This is a genomic window from Murimonas intestini, from assembly GCF_024622195.1.
In the GTDB taxonomy this organism is placed as follows: Bacteria; Bacillota; Clostridia; order Lachnospirales; family Lachnospiraceae; genus Murimonas; species Murimonas intestini.
The window spans coordinates 37731-60252 of the sequence record NZ_JANKBI010000013.1; the positions used below are offsets into that span (position 1 = coordinate 37731).

Below are 22522 nucleotides of genomic sequence, written 5' to 3' on the forward strand. Positions count from 1 at the left end.
TTTTGTTCCCAGCGCGCAGCTTTTTCCTCTTCTTAAAAGAGCTCCTTCATCCTTCTGCAATAATATTGTACATTTTCCCATTTAGCTTCAGGAGGGATCCTGTGGTCCGGGCATGGTATAAAACCGCCCATCTCTATCATCGGCCTGAGCCTCTCAATTTCTTTGTCGATCTCTGCAGTGCCCAGGGCAAATATATTCTTATTCATCCCGCCTACGGCCCTGAGTCCTTTTCCGCAGCTTTCCCTCAAAGGTCCCAGTTCTCCCTTCCAGGTACCGTATTCCAGAGGAAACATGGTATTTACGCCATTCTCCAGCCAGATAGGCGCCAGGGAATCTATCACTCCGTCACAGTCCAGCGATACAATATCTATACCGTGCTCATTGAGCAGCTCTGTAATCCTCTTATAATGGTGTGCCACCTTTTCTTCAAATACAGAAGGAACCACAAGTGGTCCGCTCTTAAAGCAGATATCCTCCCAGAAATGTCCGAAATCAAATTTAAGCCCCTTATCCAGAACTGCTTTTGCTATCTTATACTCCAATTCCCCCACTGTATCTATGATCTCATCATAAAGCTCTTCATCATCCATATACAGAAAGCACACTGCCTCAAAGCCCATCCAGTCCCTGATCTGTCCGAAAAGGCTTCCGCAGTGAAGGCCTATGGGATCACTGCCGTGGAGCTGTCTCATCTTCTCATAATTTTCAAAATCGATCCTTTCAGGATCAAACTTCAGACGCCATTTAAAGTCTTCCTCCCATGTCTTCCTGTCCTTAAGCACATGGTCAAACTCGATGGGGATAGATTCTACCCCTTCCTTTTTCAGTATAATGACGCCGTTGGCATTTAAATACTTATAACCATCACCGCAGTGTTCCACAATCTTCTCCTCAAATCCCGGATAAAGACCGTAAGCCGGCGTAAAACATGTATACCAGTTAAAATCAAAGCCCAGCTTTTCCCCTATGCTCCTGTCATATTTATTTCCGTCACTCCAGCCCTCACATTCTTCCTCTGTGATATGTCCTTCCCTGTACCACTTATCAAGTGTCTCTTCCCAGAATCCAAAATGCACTACCGGCATCTTGTCATAAGGCTGATAATGTAAAATTGCTTTGACTCGTTCCGTATTATTCATATTTACCTCCTTGAGCGTATCCCGCTTGCCTTTCCCCATTTTATTGTATATACTTAATATTGCCGGATGAAATACCGGCTCCGCATATAAATATCATAACTCATATATACTGCTGTTTCATCCCAGAAAAGTGCCCAATAATAACAGAAAATTGCGGAGTATATGAATGAACATTACTGTTCACTCCGTGACCAGTAACACGCTTTGCGCGACGGTGACGTGTGAATAGTAACGAATGAACACACTATTATGCAGAAAGGAAGACCGGACAGCGGCTGCCTGCACGGTTATACCCATCATATGAAAGATTACCTGGAACGTAAATCCTGCAACTGGAGTGAGGATTCCACCACTCTTATCAACACCTGTCCCCTGCACATCAGGCAGGCTTTTCTGTTTATTCAGGAGGCCGGCTGTTTTATGACTTATCCTCCTTACTTTACAGAACGAGAGAACCTTGATAACTTTCTGTGTATCTACACACTGTCGGGACGCGGAAGGCTTATTTACAGAGGACAGGAATATGTCCTGGAAAAAGGGGATTTTTTCTTCATAAATTGTATGGAACGCCACCTCTACCAGTGCGACGGCCAAAAGTGGGACTTCCTCTGGTTCCACTTTAAGGGTGCAAACGCAGCGGGCTATTTTGAGGAAGCCACAAGAAGAAGTTTCCACGTTGTAAGATTTGAAGATACTGACGGGATAGAAGGCCGGATCCGGCAGATGTTCTCACTCCTCCGTGAGAAAGAAGCATTTTCAGATGTCCTGATATCCAGGATCATTACAGATATACTGACAGAGGTTATCATAAGGAATACTGAGACAGGCACTATACTCTCTCCCATGCCCCAGTTGATCCGTGACGTTATGAGGGCTATCGAAAAAAAATACAGGGATGAAATATCCCTGGATTTTCTTTCTGCATCATATAATATTAGTAAATACCATCTGTCCCGGGAATTCAAAAAATACACCGGGCAGAATATCCATGAATACCAGATCTCCCTGCGCCTGAATTATGCAAAAGAGCTGCTGAGGCGTTCCGACGAGACCGTGGAAGAGATCGCTTATTCCTGCGGCATGAATAATGTAAGCCACTTTATAAGCCTGTTCAAATCCCGTGAGCATAAGACTCCGCTTCAGTACAGGCGGGACTGGATGGGGGACCAGCAGCAGACAGGGCCGATTTAGATCTTAAACCTGTAACCTACCCCCCAGATCGTCTCAATATACTGGGGCTTTGCCGTATTCATTTCGATCTTTTCTCTTATTTTCTTGATATGCACGGTTACTGTCGCAATATCTCCTATAGATTCCATATCCCAGATCTTGCTGAACAGTTCCTCTTTTGTAAACACATGGTTGGGATTCTGGGCAAGGAATGTGAGCAGGTCAAATTCCTTTGTGGTAAATGTCTTCTCCTCACCGTTTACCCAGACTCTTCTGGCCGTCTTGTCAATCTTCAGCCCTCTTATCTCTATCACATCATTTTCCTGGACATTGCTGCTCACCAGCCTGTCATATCTGGAAAGATGTGCTTTTACGCGGGCTACAAGCTCACTTGGGGAGAAGGGCTTTGTCATGTAGTCGTCCGCTCCCAGACCCAGGCCCCTGATCTTATCGATATCATCCTTCTTGGCTGATACCATGATAATCGGCGTGTTCTTGTGATTTCTGATCTCCTTGCAGATCTCAAAGCCATCCATCTCCGGCAGCATCAGATCCAGTATAAAGAGGTCAAAGTCTTCAGAAAGTGCTCTTTTTAATCCCACATCACCTCTGTTCTCAATCTCCACCTCGAAACCGCTGAGCTCCAGATAATCCTTCTCCAGGTCTGCAATGCTCTCTTCATCTTCAATAATAAGAATCTTACTCATCAATAGGTACCTCCTGATATTTTCTAAGCACAAAATACATGATTGTTCCTGCGCCCAGTTTACTGCTTACCCAAATCTTACCTCCATGGTCCTCTATGATCTTCTTAACAATAGACAGCCCGATTCCGCTGCCGCCCTGAGAAGAATTCCTGGAGGCATCCGTGCGGTAAAAACGATCGAACACATTGGAAAGATCTTTCGTCGCAATTCCCTTTCCATTATCCTCGATCTCCACCTGAATGAAGTCGCCCACATCCTTTACCCGGATATTGATATAGCCTTTCGGCTTATCCATATATTTTACAGAATTACTTATAATATTATTAATTACCCTCTTCAGCTGCTCTGCATCTGCAATTACTATTGTATCCGCATCTGCATAATTAAAATAGGATAACTCAATATTTTTAGATTCAAGATCCAGTCCCACTTCCTCTATACAGTCATCAAAGTAATCCTTGATGTTGATTTTGTTAAATGTATACGGGATCCTGTTTGTATCTATCTTGGAGTAGAAGGTCAGCTCATTGATGAGCCTGTCCATGTCATTTGCCTTGTTGTAGATCGTCCTGATATACTTATCCATCTTCTCCGGGGTGTCTGCCACGCCGTCCATGATCCCTTCCACATATCCCTTTACAGCCGTGATCGGAGTCTTCAGGTCATGGGAAATATTGCTGATAAGCTCTTTATTCTCCCTGTCATACTGGACCTTTTCCTCAGCAGATTCCTTCAGCCGCCGCCTCATCTGCTCGAAGTCCCGGCACAGTCCGCTGATCTCATCATCTCCCTGGGCCTCCATGGTAAAGTCCAGATTTCCCTCTTTAATATTCTGGGTGGCCAGCTTCAGCTTCTTCAGGGGAGTGCTGATGCCATTATAGATCCACATAGTCAGAAATCCTGCTGTAAAGATCAGTATCACTATAATTGCAATGACCATATCCCTGACAAGGGATTTAATCTGGGGAAGAGTTGCACTTACGCTGGTGATAATAAATACGCTTCCCTCTGACCCGTCCGTAAAATCCACATCCATCTGCTTTACAAATGCCTGTACGTCCTTGCCGATATACACGCCGCTGTCCGATATTTTATTATAATCGCCATAGGGCGGAAGCTCCTCAAACAGAGCGTCAATATTTTCCTCCTTGCCTGAATAATACATCTCCCCGCCGCGGCGCACGATCAGATAAGAGGCTTTGCCTGACAGCTTCTCATTGAGAGTGTCCAGATAAGAACGGTCCAGAAACATATCCGGGTCACGCCCTGCCTGATCCTGCATCTCCTCAAATGATTTCTGTGTGAACTTGCTCACCATCTGGACAGAATTGGACAGGGTGTCATAGCTGGGATCCTTTATTCCATAAGTCTCTTCGATAGAATTCAGCTGGTATCTGCCAAACCCGAACAGCGCCAGGCTGGTCAGGAAAACAGGAACAAATATAATCACAAAAAAGGCTATAATAAGCCTTGTCTTTAACTTCATATAAAAAACTCCTCTATTACTTTACTTTAATAAGTATAGCATAGAGGAGTCTGATTTTCACCTAAACAATGTAGTTGATTTCTAAACTTTTTATAAATAAGCCTTTAATTCATCCACCTTGTCCAGCTTTTCCCAGGGCAGGTCCAGATCATTTCTTCCAAAATGCCCGTAAGCAGCTGTCTGCTTATAGATCGGACGGCGAAGCCCCAGCATCTTAATGATACCTGCCGGGCGCAGGTCGAAGTTTTCTCTGATAATATCTGTCAGCTTCTCATCTGAGAGCTTGCCTGTTCCAAATGTATCTACCATGACAGATGTTGGCTGAGCAACACCGATGGCATATGAGAGCTGGATCTCGCATTTTTCTGCAAGGCCTGCTGCCACCAGGTTCTTTGCCACATAACGTGCCGCATATGCCGCGCTTCTGTCAACCTTTGTGCAGTCCTTCCCTGAGAAAGCCCCGCCGCCGTGGCGCGCATAACCGCCGTATGTGTCCACAATGATCTTGCGCCCTGTCAATCCGCTGTCCCCATGGGGTCCGCCGATAACGAAACGGCCTGTGGGATTAATGAAGAACTTTGTATTTCCGTCTACCATACCGGACGGCAGGATAACGTCAAATACGTGTTTTTTAATATCCTCATGGATCTGCTCCTGTGTCACTTCCGGATCATGCTGAGTGGAAAGTACTACTGCATCCAGCCTTACCGGCTTGCCTGCCTCATCATACTCTACGGTGACCTGGGTCTTTCCATCCGGTCTCAGATAGGGAAGTGTCCCATCCTTTCTCACCTTTGTGAGCTGAAGCGCCAGCTTATGTGCCAGTGAGATAGGGTACGGCATAAACTCCTCTGTCTCATCAGTGGCATAGCCAAACATCATACCTTGGTCTCCTGCTCCTATGGCCTCGATCTCCTCATCAGTCATGGTGTTTTCCTTGGCTTCCAGAGCCTTATCCACACCCATGGCAATATCGCTTGACTGCTCATCGATAGCAGTGATAACGCCGCATGTATCTGCATCAAATCCATATTTTCCGCGTGTATATCCTATCTCCCTTACTGTATCGCGCACAAGCTTCTGAATATCCACATATGCCTGAGTGCTGATCTCTCCCATGACCATGACAAGACCTGTCGTGGTACATGTCTCACAAGCCACACGGCTCATGGGATCCTGTTCCAGCAAAGCGTCTAAGATGGCATCAGAGATCTGATCGCACATTTTATCCGGATGTCCTTCTGTTACTGATTCTGAAGTAAATAATCTTCTATCCATGATTTCCTCCTTAATGCTATACTATATTTTCCATATCCCTTTACCTTTTCTTCCATGCGCACAGCTGTGCATATCTACCGGAAATAAAAAAGCCCGCTATAAGCGGACTCACCATCGACTAGATAAGTAAATCCTCTTATTGTTCGATTACTCGCTCAGGTTGGCACCTTCCTCTGACGGGGTTGCCGTGACTTCACAGATCCTTTGTATCTCCATCACTCTGAATAAGAGAAAATATAATATATTCTATTTTGTTTTATGTTCACGCTATATAACATACATGGTTTTATAGCATTCGTCAAGAGGTTTTACGAAAATTATAAATCTTTTTATATTTCTTTATAAAAGATGAGGCGCTGCAAACCGCAGCGCCCCACCTGAATATTTACTTGATAAATCATTCCGTTTCTTGAATTACTTACCGCCCATATTCCTGTTTCTTCTGACCAGGAATAATACTGCTATCCCTGCTGCCAGCAGTGCTACACAGCCTAATACGATTGGAAGCACTGTATTACTTGTTGTGGCTGCTGTTTCTGCAGGAGCTTTTGCTAAGGGGACTTCTTCATCAGAGATTGTTGTTGTCTCCGGCTCAGATTTCGCTGCTGCCTTCTTCTCTGTTTCTGCCTTCTTTTCTGTCTCTGCCTTCTTTTCTGTCTCTGCCTTCTTTTCTGTCTCTACCTTCTTTTCTGTCTCTGCCTTCTTTTCTGTCTCTGCCTTCTTTTCTGTCTCTACCTTCTTTTCTGTCTCTGCTTTCTTTTCTGTCTCTGCCTTCTTTTCCGTCTCTACCTTCTTTTCTGTTTCTACCTTCTTTTCTGTTTCTGCTTTATTCTCTGTTTTTTTCTTAGTTCCGGTTCCAGCAGTGGTTCCTGTCTGGCCAGGTGTTCCTGCCAGGGGAGTTTCTTCGTCCGGTATTATAACATTTTCACTTTCATTATTTTGTACAGGTGTATTATTCTGAGGTTCTCCATTATTTTGTAATTCTTCATCATTCTGCGGCGCCTCATTTAATGCTACCGGCTCTTCAGGGATTTCCACTATATTATCTGGTTCCGTTACAACTGTTTCTACAACTTCTTCCTGATCTACAACTACCGGTATCACATTCGGAATATTAACTATCTCATCTTCTTCTGTAATGACCTCAGTCACCACCTTTTCCTCTACTGATGATGCAGCATTTGACTCATCATTCACATTTCTGTAATAAGTCACATAACTCTTTCTTGCATCATTATATGGATGGCTTATATCAGACCCCTGACCCGGAAGGATAATATAATCTTCCCCTTCAACTGTATACGTCTCCGGAACTGAAGCTGTGGCCGTCTCACCTGCTGCTACATCTATTGCCTCTGTATATAATACATCATTTGTCTTAACATCTACATATTCAATACTGATTGTGTATGGCTGCGCCTCTGCATCTGCCTCTGCAGTATTTTCAGGATTATAATATATCTCGTAAGTTCTGGAAGATTCCCCATATGCATGTGTCAGACGGCTTCCCTGTCCGCCTGCCAGGATATAATTCACACCATTTGCACTTACACTTGGCTCATAATCATATACTGCCACTGTATTTGCATCTACTGTTTCTGAAAAAGTATCAATTGCTGTGCCTGATTTCACATCTATAAGACTGATCGTTATATCATAGGATCCTGTCGCATCATATAACACAGAATATTCTCTGCTGCTGTCCTCAAATTTGTGGGTAATTTCCCGTGGCTGTCCTGCAGATAATGTATATGCACCCACAGACCAGGTTTCTGGTACCGTATAAATAAGTGTCTCACCACTATTGATAGGCTGAGAATCTGTTCCTATAACCTCTTTAGTCTCTGCATCTATAAATTTGAATTTTACTGAGTAAGACTTTGTCAAAACAGCTTTCTGTGCTTTATACTGAAAAGAATAGGAGGTCTTAGAACTTGCATATCCATGGGTAATGGACATGTCAGACACCAGATCATAAACCGTTCCGTTTGCGGAAATTTGTTCCGGCGCTTCATATATAACATTTTCATTCACTGATACAGTAAATTCATCTGTTCCTATAACATAACCGTTTGTATCAATAAAATTAACTCCAACCTTCTTGTCTGGCTGATCAACACTCTTGTACTGGAAAACTAAAGTGGATGCGTTTCCCGGACCATAATAAAGATACTGAGTTGCCGCGCTGACACATTCTAAAAGCTGTCCCCCGTCATTGACCTGCTGATCAACAGTATAACTGAAGGAACCATCTGACATACTTAATCTGTATTCTTCATCGCTTACGCAGTCATTATCATAATAGATCTCAACATTTACATAATAGTAGGTAAGACTGTTTGCATAATCCATTGCCGTCCCATCTGAATTTATAACAGTAAATAAGAAATAGTCATTCGTATCAAATGAGATTTCTTTATAACTCCCAGCTGGTACAACAATCGTGCCTGTTCCAAAATTTCCTGCATCCCAGCTGAACGTATCCTCTGCTGTACCATCATTGTACACATAAAATACTGTCTTTCCCGGCCCGAATACCTCCACCTGCTGTATAGCCGGTAAACCACCGCTCTGAGCTGCCGCTTCAGCTATATTTCCATTACTAAACATAAAACCGAAAAATGCCAGTAACGCAACAGCCAACATTTTTAACCCTTTCTTCATCTCTACCACTCCTCTTTCTATCTTCAACCCCTCATGGGTCTCTCGTTCTATAGTTTCATTATTAATCTCTTCTGTCACACGGGTGTCACAACAAATAGCTTTTTTATGACATGCGGGAGTTTTTTTCGTATTTCACCATAATAATATAATTATATTATAAAGATAAAAGCAGCAACACCGCCACTATGCAAATGCTGCCGCCTTACCTGATCACAATGCAATTACTCTTTTACTCTGCGTCTTTTCTTCTTTACTATAAATACAATAGCAGTTCCAGAAAGCAGGGCAAATAAGAGCCAAATCCGAATATCTGTATCATCTCCTGTTTTTGACGCTTTCCTCGTAGTCTTACGGGTCACAGTGCGTGTTGTCCCCCCTACTGTTCTTGTCACATTTCGGGTTACTTTACGTGTTACTGTTTTATACGTATCTGTCCGGTTAATAACTGTCTTGCCCGGTTCCCTCTTTATAACAGTAGTCGTCAAGTCTGTGACCTTATAGACTCCGGCATCCCAGGACAAATCCACTGGTTTTACATTTACATTAAGGTAGAAGCCTCTGCTGTAATACCAGCGTCCTGTAGCCTCTCTTGATGCATCTGAATCAAGTTCTTCATCTGTTCCCTGGTTATACAAGGTTATATAATACTCTTCCGGAATCTTAAACCTGACACGATAGTAACCGCTTGGCAGGTCATAGAATCTGTAATAACCATTGCTGTTTGTAGTGGTGGAGCCATATACTCCCCACCCGCTTTCATTACTCAGCGTCCCAGACTCATTCATTTCCAGTACAACCTCGATGCCGCCAATTCCTACTTCATCTTCATCCTGAATACCATTGCGGTTCTTATCATACCATACAAAATCACCTATAGTTCCTTTTGGTTCTACAGTTTCCACAATTCCGGCATCCCATGTCATATCTGAAGTGCCATACTCTAAGATAGGAATCGGTGCTGTCACCCAGCCCAGGTCACGGATCCTGAAGAGTGCGTCAGAATCCAATCCTCTGTCTTTACCGCTCAGAGATGTGGTAACAGACACTCCTTCTTCAAAAACAAATACAACTCTGTACTGCTTACCATACCTCTTGCTGCTCTTTAACTGTGTGAATATATATTTGCCATTCTGATCTGTCTCTGTAGATGCTTCCGTTGTCCACTCGCTTCCATCGATCCTGCTCTGAAGGATTACCGTGACCCCTTCAATGCCTTTTTCATCCGGATCCTGAATACCATTTTTATTTGTATCCAGCCAGACATAGTCGCCGATACTGCTCAGTTTACAGGCGCCTGCATCCCATGTGCGGTCCACCGTATCTCTTCCAAGGTCTATGATCGTTGTAAAGCCCTGTGTCCGGTCATCACCCTCAAATTTTTCCGTATTGGAATCTGTTGTTCTGGTTCCCACGCCTGGCAGAACAGCGGTATAGCCTTCCGGATATTTAAAGTGGATCTGATACTGCCCTTCAAGCAATTTATCAAAGAAATATCTGCCGTCCTCACCCACTGTCGCGGTACACAAAGGCTCTGCCTCACGTTTTCCCTTCACTACGCGGTACAGCTCTACTTCTGTTCCGGGAAGCGGTATATAGAGATCCTGCATGTCTGTATAATTCTCATCATCAAAACAGAAACCTCCTATTGCGCTGTAGACAGTAAGACCTGCATCCCACCTGTCATCTGAATATGGATCAGGTATAACACCCAGCATTGCATCGTAGGACAGATGTACCACCTTTGTCTTCCTGATGCGGTCCTCATCTCCTTCATTGAGTTCAGGTGATTCCATTGCATCAGAATCCAGTTCTTCTCTGCCATCGCCGCTTACGTTTGCATCAGTAAACATATACTGGTAGGAATATCCGTCCTCTTTTCTGAACATGGAGATGTCAAATACAACCACATAATACCCCTCCGGCAGATTCCTGAACCAATATTCTCCATTCTGATCTGTTACTGTTGTCATGAGCGGGTTGTCAATGTCGCTGATCACACCGTTCTCATCCTCTACCTTGTACAGCTTAACACCTACATTTGGAACACCCGGTTCTTCTTTTTCTTCATCGGTTTCCTCATCAATATATGTGTTCTGCAGTCCGTCACGGTTAATATCCAGCCATACTCTGTTGCCCAGTTCGTATGGTTTGATATATCCTGCATCCAGAGACAAGTCTGTCTGCCCGGTCAGTTTGCCATCTTCACTGGAGACCATCAGACGTACATAATCCGTAAATCCATCCGGGTTAACATCTGAATCTTTTTCTCTGTCTTTTCCTGCTCCTTTTATTGTCGGTGCAAATCCTTCCGGAGCCTCGAATTCTACACGGTACTCATAGAATTCACCGCCAACATAATTTTCAGGATCATCCATATCTGAAGTATGATTTTTCTTCAGATAATTGCACGGCAGGCCGTCAAACCTGTAATTTCCGTTCCCGTCTGTCTCTGTCACTGCATACAGTACTTCCTGGCTGTCATGCGTCACCGAACTATAAGTCCTCTGATACAGCTTCACCGCTAATCCCTGTCCGGCTCTCTCATCATCCCCGCCTTCTTCCAGATCCTGGATTCCATTCTTATTGTGGTCATAGAATACCTGGTCGCCTATTGATCCTGTTGGAAGATTGAGCTTTGCTACTACCTCATTTGATTCTACCTTGTCAGCCAACCCCATTGCAGCTACGATGCCATCATCCTGTGCTCTTATAAGTGATGCTACTGAAGCATTGACCATCTTCCGTCCTGCATAATCTTCTATCTGGTCTGCCGTATATCCCGGCGTCTTCATTGTAATATGCAGATTCAGCGCATGCTCCCTGTCTAAGAGGGCATCCTGCTTAAATGTCACTTCTGCACCTACTGCTGTGACTCTTGACAGATCACTCGGCAGTTCTGTCGTCCACTTTCCCTGCCATGCTTCATAAACCGGTTGGGAATTTGCCACACTCTTTGTGTTTTCCAGGAAATCATTGATTGTGGCAACCGCTGCTGCCCTGTTATCACGCCATTCGTTCGCAGAGGAGCTGTCCTCTACAAAATAATACAATTTAATATTTTCAATGTTTCCATCCTGGTTTTCCCCTGTCACACTGTTCCTATAAGTAACATACATGGATTGGAAAAGCATTTCTTCAAATTCTTCCCCTGCTGGAATATCAGTGTACCGTCCAACATTATTAATGATATAGGTATCACCAGGGAATGGAAGAACGTCCGCTATACGCGCTGTTCTGCCTGGAACCTCTGAAAAATTGTAAAGTGTCAGATTATAGTAGATTTCATCTGTAGGATTCACATTTGCTGTATCAACAGAACTGAAATATACATCATCTTTACTTATACTCTTCTGAAGCTGCAGACCTGTACCATCAATTGTATATACAACTACCGGTTCAGACACATATTCATTCTTTTTGCTTCCTCCATTCAGAGTACTATCAATCTGGTCCTCCGTCACTATAGCTGATTTTGACAGAAAACTTGTTCCATACGGATTCTCCAGAGTGGAAAGAATATTATAGTTACTTCCCAAATATGCGGGTGAGTCAAATCTTATGTCACCGCTGGGCTTAGTATAGGAAATAATACCCTGAAGTTCAATAACTATACTATCTCCTGGCTTTAACACAAAATCATCACTAAACTTAAATGCATACCGTGAAGTTTTAAGCCCTTCCGGGTTCAGTGCATCTGTGCTGCCAAGGAACGGAACATCTTTTTCTTCCACAATCGTGTAAGCAGAAGCCGGTATCTCCTGTGTGCTGGTCATCTCTCCCTGTGAGGTTGATGATTTACTCTGCAGCATAACCCTGAATCCCTTGTTACCATTCAGGCCTACCGTACCAAAGTTTGTATTTAGCACTGTATATGGCGCAAGGTCAAAAGTAACCATCGGTGCCTTAAAGTCTGCCTTACTGTCCTGGACATTTGAGGCAGTCAGCCGGTATGCTACTGTTGAACCGGATGCAAACCTGTTATTTCCCGGATTATTCGTTACCACGTTAGTCAGAGTTACCGTTGGAAGCTCTGTCTTATATGTTGGTATGAATGCCTCCACTGTATTGGACTTAAGGCTGATCTGCGGCCCTGTTGTCTCTTTACCCTGGCTGTTCTTGTACCGTTCCTTCAGGGTGACATTTGCCTGGTTTGTAACTTTTCTTACTTCGGGCATTTGATCATTTGTGATAGTATCCCTGCGGTTCAACACCGCATTTATTGATATCCCCTGCCCGGCAGAATCTAATGTAAATCCTGCCTGAACATTGTGATAATAAACACGGATACCTGTCACCGGAAGCTGCAGTCCGCTGATGCTGCTTAAATCAAATTTCTGTTCTGCTGTCAGCGGATACTTAGTTCCTCCGTTATAGTCCCTCCAGGTGCTCTCCCCATACAGTTTATACTGCATGGATACTGACACTGTCTGGGACTGGTCCTTATTATGGGCTTTGTGGACAGTCACGGAGGTATACTTATAATCCTCCTGCCTCTTATCCATCAGTTTATAATCAGGTACTCCAACGGCATATCCGGCGTCATAGTAAAGCTGTACCTGATCATCTGTTACATAGAATTCTTCAGCCGGCAGAGTATTCTTGCCGTCTGCATATCCTCCGAGCGTAAAGTCCACAGCATATTCGGAATCAATAAGGCTTTTTTCTGCCGTAACACTCTCCTTCTGCTTCTCATCACTGTCAGATATTTTCTTAGTAATCGATGTCGGGAATTTTCCAAAGCCCTGCTCTATCTTCTTATTCGTGAAGGTCACTGAATTCACTTTATCCAGCTGCGGTGCTGAAAGAGGATACACAGTAACCTCCTGCTCAATCTTAACACCCTCTGACTCAAATGCATTATCCAGAGTATAATTATCCGGAGCTTTTGTCTCCTTCACCAGATATTTGGTTCCCCCACGCTCCGCCGGGAGATTCTTGAACGTTACCTGCCCATCACTGGAGGTCACTGTAGCTTTATCTTTTAAAATGGTATATTTCCCTTTGGCGTCTTTTGCATAGACCTCAAACTGAGCGCCCGTCAGAGGATTCTTCTGCTGATCCTGCTTTTTGATCAGGAGCGAACCGACATTAGCATCATTAACGATTACCCCGTCATTCTCCATGATGTCCTGATTATCAGATACCGCCGGTTCAAAGACAAGCTTATCCTCCACGCCGAGTCCCGCTGGTATGACTACCTTGAAAAATTCCTCTCTCACACTATAGCCTGGTGTATTTACTGACTCCTCATGAATATAATATGTTCCGGGATCCACATTGTCCATCCGGTAAACGCCATTGCTTGCTGTAAAAACTCTGTCCTTGGTATTTCCGCTTTGATCCGTTTCCTGAACAGCAGTGTATACCTTGCCAGCTTTTGTATAAAGCTTAAAGATACATTTATTGAGCACTGTATTATCTGTAACTGGTTTGTCATTCTGATCATACTGGGATGCTTTCTTTGTAAATACAATAGATCCCTTTGGATTATTCTTTATGTCGATCTTTACAGTTGTGCCTGCAGTTATGTTAAAGAACACATCCTCTTTAGGCATCTGGAACTGGACATCCGTACCGTCTTTACGCTGATAACTGGGCGATTTGATCTCCCTTAGCTTATACTCTCCCGCTGCAAGAAGACCTGACTCATAAGTCTTGTCAGTCATTACTATCTTTTTTTCTGCATCGCCGGAAGATGTCTGGGGCTTACTTTGAACTAAATCCCATCCTCCCTTATCATTCTTTTTATACAATTCAAATTCAGCGCCTGATAACATCTCTGTCTTTCCATCGTACTTTGTTATGATGAAACTGCCTCGCACTGACTCGTTATAAATTGAGCCTTTTGAACCTTCCTTGCTGTAGTCGCTGTTCACTTTTGCATCTTTAACCTGGATCCATACAGTCACCGGATTATATCCATAATCCTTAAGAGGCTTTCCATTGACAGACGTCTCCACAACCGCATACCAGCCGGCGGGCAGCTGACCGCTCTCGGCCACTGCTGTCTGTTCGCCCAGATCCGGATTTCCGGTGGTGATCTCTTTTACAAAAGTTTCTGAATCTGCTGATGTATCAGGATTTGTTTTGTTGTCTGCCACACTGTAGATTTTGAACGTAACGTTGCCCAGCGGCATCTCTTTATTCTGAGTGCTGCCCGCTGAATCTTTTTCCGTCCACCTGAACATTTTGTTGATCTCAAAGCTGCCCATCTTATAGTTTGTGAACTCAACAGACTCTTTGGCATCTGTTGAATTATATTTGACCGTCACTTCCTGAATCGTGTTCTCACCCATGGTATATGCTACACCATTAATTGTCTGGCACGGCTTATTATCCCAGGTCTTTGAATTTGGCACTTCACGGATATAGTATGTCTTCTGTGCGCTTTTGCCATCCTCCGTCGGAAGCGTCAATTTTTCAAAGGTTAGCTTTCCATTAGCCCCAGTTAACGCTGTTGTCAAAGATGACTCCGTATATCCAACTGTTTCTCCATCCAGATCCAGAGCCTGGTCTTTTTCGGCTGCTTCCATGCTATCATAGAGGGCGAATTTAATGCCGGATAATGGGGATTTGGTTTCCTGCTCACTGTCGCCTGTACTCGTGTACCCGGTAACTGCATATTTTGTAACCTCTATCTTAAACAGTTTTTTATCCCGGATCCATGATATCTTGTTTGTTTCTCCTTCCGCCTTGTACGCATCAACTGAGTAATCTGTCAGCGTATTGGAGGTTACCGTATACGGGCCATAAATGGTTTCATTTTTTTGATAGCCGCTTGGTGCTTCCGTTTCCTTTATATAATATTCGCCTGCGTCAAGCAGTTTTGATGTTGCCGTACCGTCAGCGTTGATAGTCAAAGTATCCACCTTGGTGCCTGTGCAGTCTGCAGTTTTATATACTCCAAACTTCGCACCCTCCATCTCCAAAGTTACGGCATCATCGTTGGCGTCTGTCTTGCGGATTTTGAATTTGCCCTGGATCGTAATATTCCTTACTGCATTGTTTCCCGTCAGGCTTGTTGTTTCAGCTGGTTCGATCTTTATCTCTCTTGCCCACTTAGCTTGTTCTTCAGTACTCCACTTATCAGGGGTTTCTGTAGGCGGCGTCTCATAAGTCTTGTTTCCTTCGCCGATACTCGTCTCAACCAGCCAATAGTTACCTGCGTCTAATTCAAATTTTCCGTTTGTTGGTATCTTTCCGTCTTTATCAGTCATCCCTGTTGCAACAGAGGCGGCTTGACAATCACTACTAAATGAACCATTCTCTGTTTTGAGGTAGATTTCAAAGGTTACTCCAGCCAGCGCCTTTTCATCTTCTTTTTTAACATTGCCTTGATCTGTGAACAAGCCAATCTTTTTAAGTTCCAGATAACCCTTGTGGATATTTTTAACCACAATAGGAGTATTTAGGCCTACGGTAGGTATACTTACACTATCTTGCTGCGGCACAGTCCCTCCTGTCAGCTTTCCTCCTTCAATTGTAAACTCTATGTCTTCACACTTTGTATACCCTGTATGAGATTCTTCAACCAGCTTATATGTTCCGGCCGGAAGATAATCCGAGAGATATATGCCGTCTTCACCTACACCGGATGCCCCTTTATTAACAGCGAAGACTCCCTCATTTCCGTAGGATTTGTAAGGGTTATAGTTACCATCATCATCCTTACGGTAGATTTCAAATGTAATCTTTGAAGTGATCAATTTGTCAGCCTGATCCACCTTCTTGAGTTTGAACCTTCCCCAGATAGCCCCATTATAGAATTTGTTATCTGCTACCAGGTTTCCGTCCTTATCTTCCGCTGCATTTACCGCCCCAGATGTCACCTGCAGAATTACATATTTGGGATCCGATGTCTTCTCATCAGTCGACTTTTTCGCAACTGAGATAAATTCCGGTACCTTGCGGTCATTATCATACTCTTCTGCAGCAGCCTCTTCAACAATGTAAAATTTATCGGGAGCCAGCTTAATTGAAGTGTAGATTCCGTTGCTGTCTGTATATCCGGACGCAACTGGTTTATCTGAAGCCTTCTTATATTTTGTACTGTCCTTTTCATATGGCCCGGATCCATCTTTTACAGCTTCATACACATTGAACTTGACGCCCTCAACCCTGTATTCCTCATTTCCAGTATTGTCAAATGATAGTTTCGTAGTTTTCGAAACCTGAAGCTGGCCATATCTGGCATCTACAAAGTCCAAACCAAGCGTTTCTGAGATCTTACCATCTTCTGGTACCGTTATTGATTTTACAGTAGTATCGTATTTATAATTGCCGCCTGCCTCTGCTGATTCCGGTTCTGGCGGAAGCAGTTCTGTAAGCCAATACGTCTGTCCAGCCTTTAAATTTTCAAATTTAAAAGTCCCCTTATCCGTCACTGCTATCTTTTGGATCTTATTTAAAACCGTATATGTTTTATCCGTTTTGTAATCCCCGTTACCCAGCAGTTTCTTAATCTCGGCACGTTTTGTCATATCTGTTTCCAAATTTTGGTCTATGACAAACTGGACAAATGCATTTGCATCTGCTTCGGAATCGAAGAGTCCGATATACGCGCCACTAATACCCTGACCACTATCATCCTTTTTCGTTCCGGTAGCTTCATTTACCTTATAGTTTGTGATTACTGCCGTGATTTCCTCACCCGCAAGAATCGTATATGGACCCGACCATGCGTCATCAAAGAAATATGTGTCCGGGGCTGATATCTCCTTCAGATAATATGTGTCTCCCGGCTTTAAATCATTTGTTACCGCTTCCCCATTTCCAGCCGTACCTGTCTGCATCATGGAACCTTCTGCATCGGAAGATGCCGGGGCGCCATTTGCCTTTATAAGGTAGATTATTATTCCGTTCGCGTCTGAAATTGTCTCCCTGTCATCAGGTGCAGTTTCATTATAGACGGCTTCTTTTACCTCCTTATATATGGTAAATTCTGCCGGTAACTCTATTATATTCCCCTGAGAATCCACCTTCCTAACCCGAAGTTTACCATATTCAGCCTCGTTATCAATTGTAACAGCGGCATCCTCCTCCGGTGTTGTCTGACCTGCTGTCACAGTAACAAGATAAGCATTTGCTGCGTTACCGCCCTCATTCAGCTTGTAATTCTCAGGTGCTTCTGTCTCAACTACCCAATACTTCCCGGCCGGAAGATAATCTGAAATGAACTCATATTTAATGGTTGTTTTTTCCAGTACCAAGTTGTCAGCAATCAAATCCTTCTCTATATTTTCAGAAGTAGTTGTTGAATCTGCGGTATCAGAGGCTTTGTAAATCTCTATCTCAGCACCGCTCAGAGGATAATATACGCTGCTCTTATCCTCACCATTCACCTTAAATGCCGCTCTCTTATTTACCTTGAGTTTACCCATCAGTTCATTCTCAATAGCCCCTGAATTTAAACTGCCTGTTTCAGCAGGATCACCAGTATAAATCTTGTTTGTTTGGGCCGCTGTGATTGTAAAGTCAAACTCTTCACCGCTGCTGTAGTAGGGTACTCCATCCTTTTTGAGAACATTATCCTTCTCATCCACCGCCTGATGCTTATCATTCGACCTCTCAACCATATAATAATCGCCTGGTTCAAGCCAGCCTGATTTTGCAATGCCATTATTGTTCGTTATGATCGATGCTACAGGTGTGTCAGATGGATCGTTCTTTTTGTAAATGTCAAATACAGCACCAGCAACTTTAGTTGTATAATCACCGTCCTGAATCTTTTCAATCTCTATTTTTCCTTTATTGGCTGTGTTCTTAATGACATGGACAATTTTTGTATAACTGTCTCCTTCCTTATTCTCTCCGGGGTCCACAGTAACTGATACGGGGGGCTTATCTTCATACCCATCCGGTGTAACCTCCACGAGCCAATAATTCCCCGGTTTCAGGTCGCTGAAGGTCACCTCGCCCTTTTGATCCGTCTTCCCTTCTGCTATAAGCTTCTTCGAATCTGCTGTATCAACAGAGGAATCCTCTGTTTCTTTCAAATAAAGCTTAAAAGTAATCTCTTCATCTGTGAGCGGAACACCTTCCTGCTCAGTCGTATCCATGTTTGTATATTTCTGAATTTTCAGATCTCCGAGCATGTCATTTTTAACTGATGTCGTTATTTCATAGATAAGCTCATTACTTATCTCCTCGCTGTCTATCCCCGGAATTGTAAAAGATCCAACCTCATCTGTCAGCACATATCCAGTTGGGGCAGAAGTTTCCTTATAATAATAAGTACTTCCCGCTTTAAGCCCTTCAAAAGTTGCCACACCATCTTGATCCGTGGTCACCGCTGCGCCAATAGGCTTTTGGGCTTCTGGATCTTCATAGAGCTGGAATTGAGCGCCCTGTAACTTTTTATTTAAATCTTTTGAATCCACTTTCGTCAGCTGTGCTTTCACAAGCGGGTTGTTCTTGACCGTTACTACAGTCTGTGTATTCTTTTCGACACTGATGCCGTCACCTTCCAAGATGCCATAGCCATCGCTATCGATACCTCGGATAACATCTATTGTGGAAACATATCCATTCGGTACGCCAGTTTCTTTGATATAGTATTTTGTATTCTCATCACTGACTGGAAGAAGGGGCGTCAGTACCACACCCTTGTCATTCGTGGTCAGTTTTCCTACAGGGTTACCATTTAACTCAACCTCATTCTGGCAATCTTCATCACTAAATATCTTAAATTCAGCGCCCGCAATAGGTCCTCCTGTCTTGGAGTTCTCTTTCACGATCTTAATCTGTCCCCAAGCAGCGGAATTTGTACATGTAACGCGACATACATTACCCTCCGAAGTCGCTTCTACCGTAAAGCCTACGCGTCCAATACTTGGTGTATAGCCTTCGGGGGCTTTGGTCTCTTCGTACCAGTATGTCGCACCTGCATTCAGATAAACAGGGTTTGATGTTTCCTTTCCTGTGGCATCTGTGGTAGTCACCCAATAGCCTACTACATTTCCTCCTTCTTTTGCATCGTAAATTTCAAACTTTGCACCTGCAAGAGATGGACCAGCGATCTGCTCTTTTCCAATTGTTCCCGCCTTTTTAATATATACTGCTATCTTCTTTTTATTTTCAAATTTAGATTCTGCAACAGTATTTTGGCCGACCTGAATCCATTTTCCTTTTTCCGTTGCGACATAGTTCTCCGGAGCTTTTATTTCCTTTACATAATACCATCCCGGCATTAAAGGTTTTGAAACAGCCTTTCCGGATTCCTGTTCCGTCTTCATCACATAGGCGGACTCTCCCTCCATAACGAGGTTGCTTTCACTATACGAAGATTCGCTTTTCCCAAAAGGTCCGTAGAGGTTAAACTCGGCACCTTCCAGTTTCTTAGCATTATCGTCAACGTCAACCTTTTCTATGGACAGGCACCCCTTGTTAGATGTATTCCTGTAGATCCCCTCACTGCCCTCCACATTTAACTGAGGCTTTACGATTTTATTAGCTTCTACAGTAATCTCTATGGACTCAACTCCATCTAAAGAATATTCATCCTGAAAGCTTTCCGGTATGGATATCTCTTTTAATTCATATGTGCCCGCTGCAACATTTTCAAATCTGACTTTTCCATCGCTGTCGCTTACTGCCTCATATTTAATTTCGCTATCATCTTTATTTGTCAGACTAAATCCGAATCCGGCAAGCATCCTTGTGTCTTCTTCTCCCGCAGATGTTGTCCCTTGCTTTTCGAATTCTACAATAGATTTTTGTTCAGATTTGTTGACGATCTTAACTGCATTGTTCTCCAGCCCTGTAGAATCAGAAGTTTCCACAGTCACCTGCCCACTGGCATCTATGCTTACCTTTTGGACATCTGCTGCCTTAAATCCGTCAATCCCTGATTCTTCCTTCAAGTAATAAGTTCCCGGCCTCAGTGCGCTGAAGGTTACGGTTCCGTTGTCGCCTGTCTCCTGCTTAGCCCCTGCCGCTTGTTGGCCCGTGACATCCGTGGCCACATTCTGGCAGCTGCTGTCTTTATATAGTCCAAAAGAAACAGTTCCGTAAAATGCCTGCGTTTCTTTATCCAGCAGAATTTCACTTTCAGCTATTTGTATATATTTCTTTACTACAAGGCTGACACCTGCACCTGCCTCTTCCTTTTCTCCTAATGTAACATTTGCCTTTGACTCTCTTTGCGATGTCTCCTGACCGATCAGTTTATAAGTGAGCTGAGCCGTATTTTCCAATGTATACGATTTCAGTTCCTCATTTGAAGGAGTGACATATGGTGCACGGGGATAGCGGACAACTACCGTATATTCGGTCTTGATTGGCGTTCCCGCCTTAACAAATGGATAATTTTTTGCACTCTCTGCTGTGAGCATTTCCAGATATTTAATCGTCAATGACTCCACAACGGTTTTGCCATTAACGGTTTTCGTATTAACGGTGTATTCACTGCCGTTTGTCAGATCTTTTCCGGCCTCATTTATTACAGACGATGCTTTCACACTCTGAATACTTACGGCCTCTCCGCCTGTTGGTACGCCTGCTGTCGGCAGAATATCCGTTAAAGAAAATGTCTGAGCCATATTATCCATATCAAGCCGCCCCAGACGGTTCCACCCGGTCTCCTGATTCGGATTGGCTTTATAATCAGATTGACTCTGATTATAAACAGTAAGTTTATATGTAACATCATAATACTGCCCATCACCTGTAAGGACAGTCTCTCCGACCCGTTCCTTTTTTACATTCCAGCCGTCGTCTGCGGTTACTGTCAAATCCGCTGTCTTTGTAATATTGATTCCTACTCCCACTGAAGTTGATGATTCTGTATAAGTAAGCTTCAATGTTGAAGGAATATTTAAAGTCGTATTATCTGCAAATATAAAATTATCTACTTGCAGTGACAAGTCAATTGACCTTCCAGTTCCTGTATCAAGATCGTTCTTCAACTGGAAAACCAGTATAGTGCTTCCATCTTGCAGAATCGTCTTGCTTTCTGACAGAATATCATCTCCGCCAGACCGTGCCACATATGACACACCCTTCGGAAGCGTGACTGAAATAGTGGGAGATTCATATTTTCCTCCACCGGGTACCGTATACTGCAGATGATAATTCACAGCATCGCCTGCCACTACAGTAGACTGGCTCAATTCGGCCGTCAGATCAAAACCATGGGTATCACCTGCCGCACGTGAACTCCCCAGCGCCCTGTTTGCCGCCTTTGGAACCTCTGTCTCTGATTCTGACTCTGACTCTGATTCCGTCTGACTCTCACTCTGTATCTCTTCTGTCTGGGCCTGTGTCTCTGATTCATTTGTCTGAGGCTGTGTCTCCGGTGCATTTGTCTGAGGCTGCGTCTCCGGTGCACTTGTCTGAGGCTGCGTCTCTGGTGCACTTGTCTGAGGCTGTGTCTCCGGTGCATTTGTCTGAGGCTGCGTCTCTGGTGCACTTGTCTGAGGCTGCGTCTCTGGTGCACTTGTCTGAGACTGCGTCTCTGGCGCGTTTGTCTGGGCCTGTGTTTCTGGCACAGCTGCCTGCGTCTGTATCTCTGCCACAGGCGCGGCGTTCCCTTCATTCTCTCCTGTATTTTCCGTCACAGCTTCTGTATCAGCCGCACTTGCCAGTACCTGCGGCAGTGATGTTATGCCATCTGAGCTGACCAGCAAAAGTACTGCCAGCGTCATGGCCACCAGTCTTTTCCATATTGAAAAAACTGATCTTCTGTTCTTGTTTTCCATATACTTACCTCCATAGTCTCCTATTGTTAGCTGCTGCCCTATAAATATTGCAGCCTGGCAGTCCGGGCTGCATAGAATTAATTTTATTGCCTCTCTGTATCACAGGCTTTTCCGTTGTACATTTTTATGCCTCCGGCAATAGAGGCCGGGAGGACACTTACCCATGATGTTGCTACCATTATACACCAGAATGGTCACACAGCAATCACACAGTTTCCCTAAAACCCCACATTTTCAAATATTTTCTTTGAAAATGTACGTAAGATACGGATAATCTTTTCAGAAATTTTCAAACTCCCTGTCGCCCTCACTGTATCCTCCCCTCACCCTTCCTGTCACCACAGGAAACAGACAGTCGTAATTGACAATTCCCCTTATTTT

At 43.9% G+C, this 22522-nt stretch carries 7 protein-coding genes and 1 riboswitch; of the genes, 1 reads left to right on the top strand and 6 read right to left on the bottom strand.

All coding sequences use genetic code 11. The features are described from left to right. Positions 1-32 precede the first annotated feature (32 nt). Entirely contained in the window at positions 33-1139 is a 1107-nt protein-coding gene (locus NSB28_RS16935; RefSeq protein WP_109747647.1) for a uroporphyrinogen decarboxylase/cobalamine-independent methonine synthase family protein, read from the bottom strand. 249 nt (positions 1140-1388) lie between these two features. Here NSB28_RS16935 and NSB28_RS16940 point away from each other — a divergent pair, with 249 nt between their 5' ends. Continuing rightward, entirely contained in the window at positions 1389-2330 is a 942-nt protein-coding gene (locus NSB28_RS16940; protein ID WP_109747648.1) for a helix-turn-helix domain-containing protein, read from the top strand. Here NSB28_RS16940 and NSB28_RS16945 read toward each other — a convergent pair. From NSB28_RS16945 to NSB28_RS16965, 5 genes are all read right to left on the bottom strand, one after another. Further along, complete coding sequence (locus NSB28_RS16945) at positions 2327-3016, bottom strand: response regulator transcription factor (protein ID WP_109747649.1); 690 nt, start codon at positions 3014-3016, stop codon at positions 2327-2329. The two genes, NSB28_RS16940 and NSB28_RS16945, sit on opposite strands and share 4 nt — an antisense overlap. Next, positions 3009-4502 (bottom strand): sensor histidine kinase, encoded by a 1494-nt coding sequence (locus NSB28_RS16950; RefSeq protein ID WP_109747650.1) that lies wholly within the window; start codon positions 4500-4502, stop codon positions 3009-3011. Before NSB28_RS16950 ends, NSB28_RS16945 begins: the two co-directional genes overlap by 8 nt. Before the next feature lie 90 nt (positions 4503-4592). Beyond that, positions 4593-5780: a methionine adenosyltransferase gene (gene metK, locus NSB28_RS16955; protein WP_109747651.1), complete on the bottom strand. Its 1188-nt coding sequence runs from the start codon at positions 5778-5780 to the stop codon at positions 4593-4595. Between the two features lie 133 nt (positions 5781-5913). Next, positions 5914-6011: riboswitch (SAM riboswitch) on the bottom strand. 183 nt (positions 6012-6194) lie between these two features. Further along, a complete protein-coding gene (locus NSB28_RS16960) occupies positions 6195-8444 on the bottom strand; it encodes a ring-infected erythrocyte surface antigen domain-containing protein (RefSeq protein ID WP_257497543.1) in 2250 nt (749 codons plus the stop codon). A 221-nt stretch (positions 8445-8665) separates the two neighbouring features. Continuing rightward, a complete protein-coding gene (locus tag NSB28_RS16965) occupies positions 8666-22141 on the bottom strand; it encodes a SpaA isopeptide-forming pilin-related protein (protein ID WP_109747652.1) in 13476 nt (4491 codons plus the stop codon). Between the last annotated feature and the right edge of the window lie 381 nt (positions 22142-22522).

Bases quoted from the DNA above. Each gene is read 5' to 3' on its own strand.
- NSB28_RS16935 (WP_109747647.1), bottom strand. From the start codon at position 1,139: ATGAATAATACGGAACGAGTCAAAGCAATTTTACATTATCAGCCTTAT.
- NSB28_RS16940 (WP_109747648.1), top strand. From the start codon at position 1,389: ATGCAGAAAGGAAGACCGGACAGCGGCTGCCTGCACGGTTATACCCAT.
- NSB28_RS16945 (WP_109747649.1), bottom strand. From the start codon at position 3,016: ATGAGTAAGATTCTTATTATTGAAGATGAAGAGAGCATTGCAGACCTG.
- NSB28_RS16950 (WP_109747650.1), bottom strand. From the start codon at position 4,502: ATGAAGTTAAAGACAAGGCTTATTATAGCCTTTTTTGTGATTATATTT.
- metK (WP_109747651.1), bottom strand. From the start codon at position 5,780: ATGGATAGAAGATTATTTACTTCAGAATCAGTAACAGAAGGACATCCG.
- NSB28_RS16960 (WP_257497543.1), bottom strand. From the start codon at position 8,444: ATGAAGAAAGGGTTAAAAATGTTGGCTGTTGCGTTACTGGCATTTTTC.
- NSB28_RS16965 (WP_109747652.1), bottom strand. From the start codon at position 22,141: ATGGAAAACAAGAACAGAAGATCAGTTTTTTCAATATGGAAAAGACTG.